This window comes from Stenotrophomonas maltophilia group sp. LNF247, assembly GCF_054083135.1.
In genome coordinates this window covers 263461-276901 of record NZ_JBSRQL010000002.1, presented here as the reverse complement: position 1 = coordinate 276901, position 13441 = coordinate 263461, and the positions used below count along the sequence as shown (strand labels likewise).

The following is a 13441-nucleotide window of genomic DNA, read 5'->3' as shown; positions in this document are numbered from 1 at the left end:
CGGCTTTTCGCTTCAGGCGTCTTTCGCCTCATGCGGCGCTGCCGCCGCCGCGGCATCATGCCCCAGCTCGTACTCCGCGTCGTACTCCCACGGCCCGCCATCGGCCGCCGCCGGACCGCACGAAATCGACATCGCTCCCTGGTCGGCCGGGCCCACCACGCGACGGTTGACCGCGAACAGATTGCGGCCCAGGTCATGCGCGGCCGGCGCAGTGTTCGGAGCCAGCGGACGCGCCGCCCATTCGGCCGGGTCCACCAGCACCTCCAGCGTGCCGGCCTCGCCGTCCAGCCGGATCATGTCGCCTTCGCGGACCTTCGCCAGCGGGCCGCCGCGCGCCGCTTCCGGCGTCACGTGGATCGCCGCCGGAATCTTGCCCGAGGCGCCGGACAGGCGACCGTCGGTGACCAGCGCCACGCGTCGGCCCTGGTTCTGCAACAGGCCCAGCAGCGGCGCCAGCGAATGCAGTTCCGGCATGCCGTTCGCACGCGGGCCCTGGTAACGCACCACCGCCACGAAATGCTCGGGCAGCAGGCCACCGGCGTGCAGCTTGTTCAGCACCTGCGGTGCATCGACCACCACGGCCGGTGCTTCGATCGTGCGGTACTGCGGCTTCACCGCCGACAGCTTGATCAGCGACTTGCCCAGGTTGCCGCGCAGCAGCCGTAGGCCACCCTGGTGTTCGAACGGATTGTCGACGCCACGCACCACCTCGTCATCGGCGCTGCGTTCCAGGCCCGGCAGATAAACCAGTTGGCCGTCGCGCAGCTGGGGTTCGCGGGCGTAGTCGGCCATGCCGCCACGGGCCACGCTGACCAGGTCGCCATGCATCAGGCCGGCCTTGATCAGCTCGCCGAACACGAACGCCGGGCCACCGGCGGCGGCGAAGCGGTTCACGTCGGCCTCGCCGTTCGGGTAGACGCGGGCCAGCAGCGGAATCAGCTGCGACAGCTCGTCGAAGTCGTCCCAGGTCAGCACGATGCCGGCCGCACGCGCCACCGCGATCCAGTGGATGGTGTGGTTGGTCGAACCGCCGGTGGCCATCAGCGCGATGACCGCGTTGATGATCGCGCGCTCGTCGATGATCCGGCCCAGCGGACGGAAGTCATCGCCCAGCGCAGTGATGTCCAGTGCACGTTCGGTCGCTTCGCGGGTAAGAGCGTCGCGCAGCGGGGTGCCCGGATTGACGAACGACGCGCCCGGCAGCTGCACGCCCATCGCTTCCAGCAGCACCTGGTTGGAGTTGGCCGTGCCGTAGAAGGTGCAGGTGCCGGCGCCGTGGTAGGAGGCCGACTCGGCTTCCAGCAGTTCTTCACGGGTGGCTTCGCCGGCGGCATAGCGCTCGCGAACTTCCGCCTTCTGCTTGTTGGGTATGCCCGGGGTCATCGGGCCGGCCGGCACGAACACCGCCGGCAGGTGGCCGAAGGCCAGTGCGCCGATCAGCAGCCCCGGCACGATCTTGTCGCAGACACCGAGGTAGACGGTGGTATCGAACATGTCGTGGCTGAGCCCGATCGCCGTCGCCTGCGCGATCACATCGCGCGAGAACAGCGACAGCTCCATGCCACCACGGCCCTGGGTGACGCCGTCGCACATCGCCGGCACACCGCCGGCCACCTGCGCGGTGGCGCCCAGCTCGCGGGCGATCTGGCGGATCTGCTCGGGATAGGTCTCGAACGGCTGGTGCGCCGACAGCATGTCGTTGTAGGCGGTGATGATGCCAAGGTTCGGTGTCACCCCACCGCGCAGGCGGCTCTTGTCGGTGCCGCCACAGGCGGCGAATCCGTGGGCGAGGTTGCCGCAGCTCAGGCGGCTGCGGAACGGGCCTTCGCGCAGGGAGGCGTCGATCGCGGCCAGATAGGCGGCGCGCGAGGCCGCGCTGCGGCGGATGACGCGCTCAGTGATGGCTTGCAGTTGCGGATGGAGGCTCATTGGCTACCGGCGTTCGTGGTGGCGAGAGGCAAGCGGCGGCGTGGCGCCGCCGCCGACATCAATCAGCCCAGTGGACGCGCAGGCGCGCGCCTTCCAGGTTGATTGCATTGAGGATCGGGTACTGCTGGGGGTCATTGCTGTCCAGTGCCTGGCGCAGTACCTGCAGCTTCTGCTTGCCGCGCAGCAGCAGCAGACGCTGGCGGCACTGGCGCAGGCCGTGCGGGGTCAGGGTGATGCGCAGCGGCCACTGGTTCGCGCCCGGGCAGCCGGTGGCATCCAGTGCCGCATAGGGCAGGGTGCTTTCCAGTGCACGGGCCAGGTCCTTCGAACCCGGGAACAGCGAGGCGGTGTGGCCATCGTTGCCCATGCCCAGTGCCACCAGGCTGGGTGGCTGGCTGTGCTGGGCCTGCAGGTTGGCGGTGTAGACGCACTCCGTCAGCGGCTTGCCGATCCGCACCAGCGGATCGAAGTGCGCACCCTCGGCACGCTTGAGCAGGTGCTCGCGCACCAGCCAGGCGTTGCTGTCGCGATCCTGCGGCGACAGCCACCGCTCATCGGCCAGGCTCACTTCCACCCGGTCCCAATGCACGTCCAGTTCGGCCAGTGCCTGGTATACCGGCGCCGGCGTGGTGCCACCGGAGAGCAGGATGCGGGCCCGGCCCACCTCATTGATGTCGTGGTTGAGGGTCTGCGCCATTTCGGCGGCCACCGCCTCGATCCAGCCATCGGCGTCGCCGTGCTGGATGAACTCGATGCGGTCGTCGTGGAAGGTGGGGCTCATGCGGCAACTCCTGGTGCGTCACGTTCGGCGTCGGCAGCATAGGCGGCAGCGCCCAGCAGTCCGGCGTGGGGATGCATCACGGCAAGCGATGGCACCCTCGCCATGATCGAAGAGAACCGCCCCTTGTGTTCGAAGCGCTGGCGGAAGCCGGAGTGCTGCAGTGAATCGAGCATCTTCGGGGTCAGGCCGCCCGTCAGGAACACGCCGTCCCAGGCGCCCTGGGTCAGTACCAGATCGCCGGCGATGGCGCCGAACACCGCGCAGAACACGTCCACGGTGCGCATTGCCTGCGGATCACCGTGCAGGGCACGCGCGGTCACGTCTACCGGCTGCAGCTGGCCGGGGTCGATGCCGGCCATCTCGCACACGGCGCGATGGATGTTGACCAGCCCGGGTCCGCAGATCAGGCGTTCGTTGGAGACGCGGCCGAACTGCTCGGAGAGGATTTCCAGGATGCGGATTTCTTCCGGTGTGCCCGGTGGGAAACTGACATGACCGCCTTCGGTTTCCAGCGGATAGCAGCGGCCGTGGCGCATGATCAGGCCACCGACGCCGAGCCCGGTACCGGGCCCGATCACCGCGTAGTTGCGCGGCTGTCCCGGCTTGCCCGGTACCCAGGCGGCGCCGCCGACCTGGACGACGTCCTCGGGCTGCAGCAGCGAAATCGCCATCGCCTGTGCGGCGAAGTCGTTGATCAGGTGCAGCTCGTCGAACCCCAGCATCGCGGCGGTGCGGCTGCGCGAGATCACCCACGGATGATTGGTGATGCGCGCCTCGTCACCGTCGACGCGGCCGGCCACTGCGAACACGCCGCGGCTGGCCGCAGCGCCGATCTGCTCCAGGTGGTGGCGCGCGGCATCACCCAGCGACGGGAATTCCGCCACCGCGTACTCGCGGATGCTCTCCTTGAGCAGCGGCGCGTCCTGCGAGGTGTCGGCCAGGGCGAAGCGGGCATTGGTGCCGCCGATGTCGGCAACCAGCACCGGCTGCGAGATGGCACTCATGCCGAGGCCCCGCTGTCCGGCGCGTCCACGCCCTGCGGCAGGAACTCGCCTGCATTGCTCGGGCCCCACTGGCCAGCAGGATACGGTTCCAGCGGCAGCTTGGCCTCCTTCCAGGCGTCGGCAACGCTGTCGATCCAGGCCCACGCTGCGCGCACTTCGTCGTCGCGCACGAACAGCGTGTGGTTGCCGTTGAAGGCATCCAGGAACAGGCGTTCGTAGGCGATGCGGCGGTGCAGGCCGGTCGGCACCGACAGTTCCAGTTCCAGCGGATGCAGTTCCAGGGCACCCCATTCCGGGCCGGCCAGGCTGCTCATCAGGCCCAGTTCGATGTTTTCCTGCGGCTGCAGCTGGAACACCAGGCGGTTCGGCGCGGCCTGCGCGCGCTGCGGGCGCTCGAACAGCCAGTGGGTGACCGGCTTCAGCGTGACCACCACGCGGGTGGTGCGCTCGGGCAGGCGCTTGCCGGTGACCAGGTGGAACGGCACGCCGCTCCAGCGCCAGTTGTCGATATGCGCGGTGACACCGGCGAAGGTTTCCACGTCGCTGCCTTCCGGCGGCTGGTAGGCCTGGGCCGGCTGGCCATTGATGGTGCCGGCGGTGTAGCGGCCACGGATGCTGTCACGCGCGGCGTGCCTGGCATCGAGCGGGCGCAGGGCGCGCAGCACCTTGACCTTCTCGTCGCGGATGCGATCGGCTTCCAGCGATGCCGGCGGTTCCATCGCCACCATGCACAGCAGCTGCAGGATGTGGCTCTGCACCATGTCCCGCAGCGCGCCGGAGCGGGCGTAATAGGCATCGCGGCCATCCACGCCTTCGCTTTCGGCCACCAGGATGTGCACCGATTCGATGTAGTTGCGGTTCCACACCGCTTCCAGCAGCGTGTTGCCGAAGCGCAGTGCGATCAGGTTCTGCACCGCGGCCTTGCCCAGGTAGTGGTCGAGGCGGAACACGCGGTCCTCGTCGATCCACTGGCCGATGGTGCTGATGATTTCCTCGGCGCTCTCGCTGTCGCTGCCGATCGGCTTCTCCAGCATCAGGCGTGCCGGCGCGGCGAGGGCGCCGCCCTTGGCCAGGCCTTCGCAGGTGGAGATGTACAGGCCCGGCGGAATGGCCAGGTAGCTGACGCACTTGCGGTGCACCAGGTCGGAGACGGCGGCGGCAACCGAGTCGACATCGCGCAGGTCCACCGAACGGTAGTCGATGCGGCGCAGCAGGGCAGCGATGTCGTCCTGCGTGGCCATCGGCATGGCCTGCTGCAGGCGCGGCCGGAGGATGTCATGGAAAGCTTCGGTGTCATGCCCGGACAGGGCCAATGCGCGGATGCGGAAGTCCTCCGGCAGCAGGCCGTCGCCAAGCAGGCGAAGCAGCGAAGGGAACAGGTAGCGCTGGGCCAGATCACCTGTGGCACCGAACAGGAAGAGGGTGTCGTGCATCGCTCGAGTTTCAGATCCGGGTGACATCGTTGTCAATCGCTTCATGGCTGGGTTCGGGGGACATCCGCGCAACTGCCTGTCCGAGGTTCGTCAGGGGCGATCTCCGGTGTTGCGGAAGATCGTTCCATTCGAAACCACTACCTCGGCGGAACCTTCGTTCAACCGCCGACGCAGATCGGTGCGCACCGATCATCGGATAGTGCCACGTGAAAACGTTTACATGGCAGAATGGGCAACTGTATTCGATTGCAGTGCTCGCCGTCATGCGGCAGGCGCGCAATCATCACTGCCATCGGGAGGGCCGAGGCAGTCCCAAAAGACAGCCCGGCTTCGGGCGGACCGGATAGGTGATATGGCAAAAGTGCAGTTGCAGGGTGTGCGCAAGGTCTATGACAACGGCCAGGTCGCGGTGAAGGACGCCACCTTCGAGGTCGCCGATGGCGAGCTGATGGTGCTGGTCGGACCGTCCGGCTGTGGCAAGTCGACCCTGTTGCGGATGGTGGCCGGCCTTGAAGAGATCAGCGGTGGCACGCTGACCATTGGTGATCGCGTGGTCAACGACGTGGCGCCGAAGGATCGCGACATCGCCATGGTGTTCCAGAGCTACGCGTTGTACCCGCACATGACCGTGGCCGAGAACCTGGCCTTCGGCCTGAAGCTGCGCGGGCATGACAAGGCGACCATCGACAAGCGCATTGCCGAGGCGGCGCAGACGCTGGGCCTGACCGAGATGATGGACAAGCTGCCCAAGGCGATGTCCGGTGGCCAGCGTCAGCGCGTGGCACTGGGCCGGGCGCTGGTGCGCGAGCCGGCGGTGTTCCTGCTCGACGAGCCGCTGTCCAACCTCGACGCCAAGCTGCGTCACAGCGTGCGTACCGAGATTGCGCAGCTGCACCGGAAGCTGGGCACCACCATGATCTACGTGACGCACGACCAGGTTGAAGCGATGACCCTGGGTCAGCGCATCGTGGTGCTGAAGGACGGCATCATCCAGCAGATCGATACGCCGATGGCGCTGTACGACCGCCCGGCCAACCTGTTCGTGGCTGGTTTCCTCGGCAGCCCGGCGATGAACGTGCTGCGTGGCACGCTGCAGGGCGATGCCGGTGGCGTGACCGTGGTCGACGGCCAGTGGCGTGCACCGCTGGGCCAGGCCACGATCGATCCGGCATGGCTGCAGAAACCGATCGCGGTGGGCGTGCGCCCGGAGCACCTGCAACCGGCTGCTGCCGATGATGCGCACGCGTTCATCGCGCGCATTGAGGGCATCGAACCGGTCGGCAACGAGATCTTCGTCAACCTCAGCAGTGGCCAGCATGCGCTGACCATGCGCGTGGCACCGCAGGCGTTGCCTGCGGTGGGCGATGACATCCGCGTGGCGATCCACCCGCAGGGCCTGCATTTCTTCAACGCAGAGAGCGGCGAGCGCCTGTAACGGGTAGCGCCGGCCGCTGGCCGGCAACCTCAACCGTGAATGTTTGCCGGCCCGCGGCCACGATCCGGATCGTGGCTGCGGCGTTGCTCACTTCAGGTTCTGCTCGAACAGCTTGAGGATGCGCTTGTACTGGTCCAGCCAGGAATCGGCGCACCACCGGAACGCCCAGGGATTCCCCGGCATTGCCGGCCAGCGGCCGGCACTACCATGGTGACGCACGCGGAGTGTCGTTTTGCTGCAGTGGATCACGCCGCTGTGGCGTGCCGGAGCGCTATCGTGCGCTCAGACGGCCTTGCGGATCGGGGGGATGCATGCCGGTAGTGCTGGCGCTGCTGTATGTGCTGTGCCATGGGCTGGTGCTGGCCCTGTGGCCCGGTCCCGCCGGGGCGGGTTCCTTCGTTTTCCTGACCGGCGCCCCGCTGCTGGCTGCGGTCGCCTGCCTGTGGCGGGCCCGCCGCGACCGCGCGGCACTGGGGTGGCGCGCCACGGCGCTGGCCCTGCTGCTGTGGGCCGGCGGCATGGCGTTCAACATGATTGATGCCCTGGGCGCCGGGCGTGCCGATTTCACCCCGCGCGCAAGCCTGTTCCTTTACGTGCTTTACGGTGTGCCCCTGGTGTTCATCCTGGCCCGGGCGCGCCGGGAACGGGTCAGCATCAGCCTGATCGATGCGGCGATGGCGGCGCTGTTGGGCGTGCTGTTCTTCGTGCACGCGCAGTCGTTTGCCGCCCGCGTTGACATCGACGACCACGCGCTGGCCAACATGCAACGCATGTTCGATATCCAGAACCTGTGTATCGCCGCGTTCGCCGTGGTGCGATGGCTGGCCGGCGACGTGCCCGAACGGCGCAGGTTCTTCCGTGCACTGGCGTTGTACGCACTGGCCTATCTGCTGGTGGCCTACTACATCAACCACTACACCTCCGATGATGCGTTCGGTGCGTTCAACGACCTGCTGATCGACGTCCCTTTTCTGCTGATCGCCTGCCTGGCGCTGGACACGGCGCCGGACACAGGCACCACGGCACACCCGCGGCTGGCGAGGACGGTGCAGGCCGCCGGTCCGATCATCCTGCCGTTGCTGCTGCTGGTGGTCGGCACGCTGGTGGTCGATCATGCGCGGCCGTTGGCCGTCGCGGGCTTCGTCGTAGCCACCCTTGGTTTCGGCCTGCGCAGCGTCCTGCTGCAGACCGATCTGCTGGAGCGTCAGGCGGCGCTGGATCAACTGGCGCGGCAGGATGGCCTCACCGGCGTGGCCAATCGCCGCGAGTTCGATGCGCGGCTGACCTCCGAGTGGAATCGCGCGCGGCGCAGCGGCACCGAGCTGGGCCTGCTGCTGGTGGATATCGACCACTTCAAGGCCTTCAACGACCGGCACGGCCATCCGGCCGGTGATCGTTGCCTGCAGGCGGTGGCCGGGGTGCTGAAGGGCGTCGCAGTTCGCGGCGGTGACAGCGTTGCGCGTTATGGCGGTGAAGAATTCGCTGTCATCGTGCCTGGAAGCCCACTGTCGGGCGTGCTGGCGCTGGCCGAGCGCCTGCGCGAAGCGGTCGAAGCGCTGCCATTGCCGGAAGGCCCGGTCAGCATCAGCGTCGGCGTGGGTTACCTGCATCCGCCGGCGCTGGCCAGTGCCGATCAGTTGCTGGCAGACGCCGATGCCGGCCTGTATGCCGCCAAGCGGGCTGGCCGCAACCAGGTGGTCCTGCACGCACACGTGCTGGATGACGAGGGCAACGCGCACGGAACGATGGACTGCTGAGCGGACCAGCCCATGGCGTGCCGCCCGTCCAGGGACATCGCACTGGGTAGTGCCGGCCGGTGGCCGGCATCTCCTCGGTTGCCGGCCAGCGGCCGGCACTACCACGGCGTGGCCTCAACGCACGTCGCGCAGTTCCCAGTGGCTGCCGGCCAGCAGGCGCAGGCGCTGCTTGAACACATCGCTGTCGATGCGGGTGGTGGCGACCAGGTTGATGCGCAGATCCTTCTGTTCGCCGGTCACGGTGGCCTCCGGATCGGTCACGCCCCATTGCGGTTCCACCGCATCCGGGTCGGGTTGCTTGGCCTTCCAGCGCTCGAACAGCGCGCCGCTGCGCAGCGCGTCCTGCAGTTCCTCGGCGAAGCCGGCGGCGCCCTGCGAATGGAAGGACAGGTCAGGGTCGTTGCCGCGGGCCTTGGAGGGATCGGGCAGGCTGATGTGGTACTGCGCAGGCATGGCGTTCTCCTTGAAGTGCGGCAAGACTGGCACAACCGCAGTGGAATCGATGTGCAGATTCCGGCCGTGGCCAGCGCTCATTCGAACCGATGCGGCCCATCGGCGAAGCCTACGGTGACCGCGCCCTTGCCGACGTTGACCATGCCGGTCAGGCTCATCACCGATTCGTACACGGTCACGCCATGGGTGGCGCAGACCTCTTTCAGCTGTGCGTAGCCGGGCAGCGTGCGCAGCTCGTCCAGTTCTCCGCCGTAGCTGACGCACACCGTCGGTGTCATCAGCCCGGCACGCACGCGCTGGCCGACCACCGCGAACAGCTTCTGCACGGCATTGTCGAAGCCCTTGATCTTGGCCACCGGCCCGGTCTCGCCGCGGTAGCCGTGCAGCACCGGCTTGATGTCCAGCGCGCTGCCCAGCGCCGCACTGAGCAGGCCGACACTGCGGTCGCCCTTGTGCCGTGCGCGCGCACGCATGTAGTACAGATCACGGGTGACCATATAGCCGTGCACGTTGCCGGACAGTTCCTCCAGCCGCTCGCGGATCTGCTGCACGCTGGCGTTGCTCTCGCGCAGGCGCACGGCTTCCACCGCCGTAACCGCCTGCGCGGCGAACAGGTTCTGGGTATCGAGCACGCGCAGCGCGAACGGTGAGTTGTAGCCTGCCGCCTGGCGCACCGGCTTGTAGTCGTTGAGGATGGCGAAGCTGGCCTGCAGCGCGTTGTCATGGATCGGGCTGCGGGTCTTGGTGATGGTCATGCAGAACACGTGGTCGTAATCGATCACCAGCTGCTGCAGGAACAGGTCGCGGATCTGGTTGACGCTGAAGGGAATGGTTTCCGCCTCGGCGCCGTGTTCGGCCACGTGCGCGTGCAGGAAGCTCAGCGTGGCCTGCTCATCGCGGTGATCGGCCAGCACGGCTTCGCCGATGCGGACGGTGATCGGCAGCAGCACGATGTTGTGCTCGGCAATGAAGTCCTGCGGCAGGTCGCAGGCCGAGTCGACGACGATTCCGATGCGCATCCGCGGCTCCCCTCCAGGGCGGTTGTAGGTTCGGAAACGTGAAATCTATCTCAAATTCTGGCGTGGCGCGCGAGGGAAATGCGCCAGGCCCTGTTCAGCGACTGCGCTGCACGGCCACCGGAAGTTCGGCCAGGCGCTGCCACTCGGGCTGCTGCAGCAGGGCGGGATCGGCCAGCACGGCGGCCATCAACGGATGGGCGTCGTTGCCCCAGAACAGTTCGTCATCGATGGCCAGGGTTGGTACGCCGAACACGCCGGCAGCAATGGCGGACTCGGTGTTCCTCCGCAGCTGCTCCTTGGCCGCGGGGGCCGCGATGGCGCTGGCGACATCCTCGATCCCCAGCCGCGCAGCCGGTTCGCGCAGGGCCTCGGCGCTATCGGCGGCATTGCCGTCGCGCCAGATCCAGTCGAACAGCACGTCCACCGCCTGCACGGCGCCACCGGCGGCCAGGCACAGCCGCAGGGCAGACAACGGGTTGAACGGGTGGCCCGGCGGGAACCGCAGCGGTGTTCCTTCGGCCTGCGCAGTCCACAGCAGCTGACGGTACATGAAGCGGCGCTTGGCCGGAATCTCGGCCGGCCCGAGGTTGCCCAGGTGATGCAGCACGGCACCGAAGGCGATCGGCACGGTCTGGATCTGTGCGAACTGGGGTAGCTGCTTCAGCTTCTGCCAATGCAGGTAGGAATAGGGCGAGACGAAGTCGAAGTACCAGCGCAGGGTGGCCATGCAGGTTTCCTTGAATAACTGGAGGTCAGGGCTGCGCGTTGCGCTGCAGGTAGCGGTCGCGCAGTTCGGTCTGGCGCGAGCGCATCGGCATCGCCCGGCCGCCCAGCCAGACCTGTTCGGCATAGTGCGCCACGTCCAGCGGGTCGCCCTCCCACAGCACCAGGTCGGCACGCTTGCCCGGCTCGATGCTGCCGATCTGGTCGGCCACGCCGAACGCCTGCGCCGGCACCCGGGTCAGGCCGGCCAGGCCGTCGGCCCAGGGCAAACCGTTGGCCACGGCATTGCCGGCCAGCTGGCGCATCTTGCGGGCGTTGTGCGAGGCGTCGCCACGCTGCACGAACGAGACCGCCACGCCGGAACGTTGCAGGCGTGCCGCATTTTCCAGCGTGGCGCCGATCTGGTCGAAGCTGGCCGGCAGGTTGGACAACACATCGACGAACACCGGTACCTGTGCGGCGGCCAGCTCCGGCGCCAGCTGCCAGGCTTCGCTGCCACCGGCGATGGCGATCTTCACCTTTTCGCGGGCGGCCCAGCGCAGCAGCTGGCGAATGTCCGCCGCGCGGTCCACCTCCACCACGATGCGGCCGTGCCCGGCCAGGTAGCGGCTGAGCGTGCGGCGCCCGGCCGGCGTCAGCAGCGCGTGCGGTGAGTCCGCGGCAACCTGGCCACGCGCCTCGTCCACCATCTGCTGCAGCAGCATCCATTGCGCTGCACGCGACTGCCCGGTCAGCTCCACTGCGGCCGACCCCAGGCGCAGGAACAGCGCGCGCGGCCCGAGGGGATCGGCGCTGCCGTCCAGCCGCATCACGCCACCCTGGCCTGCAACGAAGCCGCCGCCGGTGGCCGCCCCCAGGGCGGTGAAGCCGATGCCGTCCAGGCGTGCCACCGGGATCAGCACCGAGGCCGGGTTGTACGCCAGGGTGACATCGAACTCGGGGCGCAACGGTTGTTCGCCGATCTTCAACGTGCTGTCGACCGTGCTCGCTTCACCGGAGACCTCTTCGATGCCGATCTCGGTGATGCCCCCGAACAGCGCCGGTGTCAGCGGGCGGCCATCGGCCTCGACCACGCTGGCCCCGGCCGGGGCGGACAGCCCGCTGCCGACTGCGCGGATGATCCCGCCCTGCACCAGCACATCGGCGTGCTTCAGGCTGCCGCGCGTGCTGGCCGTATGCACGGTCGCGTTGCGCACCAGCAGGTCCTGCGCCTGCGCGGATGCGGAGAGGCAGGCCAGCACCATGACCGTAGCGCCGAGCCATGCCCGGCGACGCTTGTTCAACGCGCCCATCAGTGCACCTCCTGGCCAAGCTGGAAGTCGGAACGTGGCGTGGCCGCAGGTGCGCTGCGGTCGTACAGGCGGCGGCCGTCGATGAAGACCTGCTCGGCCAGCGCGTACGAGCTGAAGGGGTTGCCGTTCCACACCACCACGTCGGCCATCTTGCCCGCCTCCAGAGTGCCGGTCTGGCCTTCGATGCCCAGCGCCTTGGCGGCGTTGGCAGTCATCCAGGTGATGGCGTGCTCGGGGGGGATCTCCGGCATGTGGGCGCGGCGCGCGGCGGCGATCACCTTGGCCGCTTCCTGGTTCAGGCGCTGGATGCCTTCGGGTGAATCGGAATGGACGATGGCGCAGCTGTTCTTCGGCCGGTCGACCAGCGCGATGTTCTCCGGAATACCGTCGAAGGCTTCCATTTTGAAGCCCCACCAATCGGCCCAGAGTGCACCGCAGACGCCGTCGGCGGCCAGCCGGTCGGCCAGCTTGTAGGCCTCCACGCCGTGGTGGAAGGCGGCCACCTTGAAGCCGAATTCCTTGGCCAGGTCGAGCATGGTGGCCATCTCGTCGGCGCGGTAGCAATGGATATGCACGCGGATGTCGCCCTCGATCGCACCGGCCAGCGTGTCCAGCTTGAGATCGCGCTTGCCGCCAGCATCACCGGCGCTGTCGCCCTTGTCGCTGCCGAACCAGCTCCTGCGCTTGGCCGGCTTCGGTTTGTTCTTGGCGATGTAGTCGGCGGCATCGATGAAGGCGGCGCGGTAACCGGCAACGTTGCCCATCCGCGTGGCCGGAGCGACGCCCTTGCCTCCGCCGTACACCCGCTTCGGGTTCTCGCCGCAGGCCATCTTCAGTCCCCACGGTGCGCCGGGAAACTTCATCGCCTGGTAGGTGATGGCGGGGACGTTCTTCAGGGTCACACCACGACCACCGACCAGGTTGGCCGAGCCCGGCAGCACCTGCATGCTGGTCACGCCGCCGGCCAGTGCGGTGGCGAAACCCGGGTCCTGCGGCCACACCGAGTGCTCGGCCCAGACGTTGGCGGTGACCGGCGCGGTCATCTCGTTGCCGTCGCTGTGCGCGCCGACGCCCGGGCTGGGGTACACGCCCAGGTGCGAGTGCACGTCGATCAGGCCGGGTGTGACCCACTTGCCCTGCGCATCGATGCGGGTGACACCGGCATCGGCCTGCAGCTGGCGGCCGACGGCAACGATGCTGCCCTCGCGCAGCAGCACGTCGGCGTTGTCCAGGCGCTGGCCGGTGCCGGTCAGCACGGTGGCGTTCTGGATCAGCACCGGTGCATCGGGGTGTGCCTGGTAGGTGCTGGGGTAGGGATCGGCGACGAAGCGCGAGGCGCCCACCGCCGGTGCCGTGCTCAATGAAACCAGCGCCAGTGCCACCCCGGTGCGCAACAACGTCGATGCCATGCAGTTCCCCTCGCCAGAAACATGAATCCACCGACGCTAGCCGGGGCCGGTGTGGCTTGCCAAGTGACCTTGGACAGGGGCGTGGGGGGTAGGAATTTTCTGATGGAGGATTTGTGAAGGAAATATTAACGTTGGATGAAGCAATGGGCTGATTACGTCTTGCGCTGACCTGTGTCACCAGCTTACGCACCTGCTCCAACGAGGGA

The 13441-nt window shown here is 67.8% G+C and carries 12 protein-coding genes; 2 read left to right on the top strand and 10 right to left on the bottom strand.

The window, feature by feature from the left end:
- Positions 1–12: 12 nt before the first annotated feature.
- Genes edd through zwf form a run of 4 tightly spaced genes read right to left on the bottom strand, consistent with a single transcriptional unit; the run spans position 13 to position 5147 of the window.
- Positions 13–1929, bottom strand: coding sequence for a phosphogluconate dehydratase (gene edd, locus ACTXG9_RS03325; RefSeq protein WP_021202019.1), 1917 nt, complete (start codon positions 1927–1929; stop codon positions 13–15).
- Positions 1930–1987: 58 nt separating this feature from the next.
- Positions 1988–2710: a 6-phosphogluconolactonase gene (pgl, locus tag ACTXG9_RS03320; RefSeq protein WP_058980277.1), complete on the bottom strand. Its 723-nt coding sequence runs from the start codon at positions 2708–2710 to the stop codon at positions 1988–1990.
- Positions 2707–3714: a glucokinase gene (gene glk, locus ACTXG9_RS03315; protein ID WP_019661196.1), complete on the bottom strand. Its 1008-nt coding sequence runs from the start codon at positions 3712–3714 to the stop codon at positions 2707–2709. Before glk ends, pgl begins: the two co-directional genes overlap by 4 nt.
- Positions 3711–5147 carry a glucose-6-phosphate dehydrogenase gene (zwf, locus tag ACTXG9_RS03310; protein WP_019661197.1) on the bottom strand — a complete coding sequence of 479 codons (1437 nt, stop codon included), beginning with the start codon at positions 5145–5147 and terminating at the stop codon, positions 3711–3713. Before zwf ends, glk begins: the two co-directional genes overlap by 4 nt.
- A 352-nt stretch (positions 5148–5499) precedes the next feature.
- Between zwf and ACTXG9_RS03305 the strand changes: the two genes are divergently transcribed.
- Positions 5500–6582: an ABC transporter ATP-binding protein gene (locus ACTXG9_RS03305; protein WP_019661198.1), complete on the top strand. Its 1083-nt coding sequence runs from the start codon at positions 5500–5502 to the stop codon at positions 6580–6582.
- Positions 6583–6669: 87 nt separating this feature from the next.
- On the opposite strand, the gene ACTXG9_RS03300 is transcribed toward ACTXG9_RS03305, so the two are convergent.
- Positions 6670–6801, bottom strand: coding sequence for a hypothetical protein (locus tag ACTXG9_RS03300; protein WP_457654773.1), 132 nt, complete (start codon positions 6799–6801; stop codon positions 6670–6672).
- A 92-nt stretch (positions 6802–6893) separates the two neighbouring features.
- Between ACTXG9_RS03300 and ACTXG9_RS03295 the strand changes: the two genes are divergently transcribed.
- A complete protein-coding gene (locus ACTXG9_RS03295; protein ID WP_206621953.1) occupies positions 6894–8339 on the top strand; it encodes a GGDEF domain-containing protein in 1446 nt (481 codons plus the stop codon).
- 114 nt (positions 8340–8453) lie between these two features.
- Here the strand turns inward: ACTXG9_RS03295 and ACTXG9_RS03290 are convergent, their stop codons facing one another.
- From ACTXG9_RS03290 to ACTXG9_RS03270, 5 genes are all read right to left on the bottom strand, one after another.
- Entirely contained in the window at positions 8454–8792 is a 339-nt protein-coding gene (locus tag ACTXG9_RS03290; protein ID WP_111104260.1) for a hypothetical protein, read from the bottom strand.
- Positions 8793–8869: 77 nt separating this feature from the next.
- Complete coding sequence (locus ACTXG9_RS03285) at positions 8870–9811, bottom strand: DegV family protein (RefSeq protein WP_021203930.1); 942 nt, start codon at positions 9809–9811, stop codon at positions 8870–8872.
- A gap of 94 nt (positions 9812–9905) precedes the next feature.
- Entirely contained in the window at positions 9906–10538 is a 633-nt protein-coding gene (locus ACTXG9_RS03280; protein ID WP_021203929.1) for a 2-hydroxychromene-2-carboxylate isomerase, read from the bottom strand.
- A gap of 25 nt (positions 10539–10563) precedes the next feature.
- A complete protein-coding gene (locus ACTXG9_RS03275) occupies positions 10564–11826 on the bottom strand; it encodes an amidohydrolase family protein (RefSeq protein ID WP_021203928.1) in 1263 nt (420 codons plus the stop codon).
- The gene (locus ACTXG9_RS03270; RefSeq protein ID WP_111104237.1) at positions 11826–13235 is read right to left on the bottom strand and encodes an amidohydrolase; all 1410 of its coding nucleotides are present in this window, start codon (positions 13233–13235) and stop codon (positions 11826–11828) included. Before ACTXG9_RS03270 ends, ACTXG9_RS03275 begins: the two co-directional genes overlap by 1 nt.
- Positions 13236–13441 lie beyond the last annotated feature (206 nt).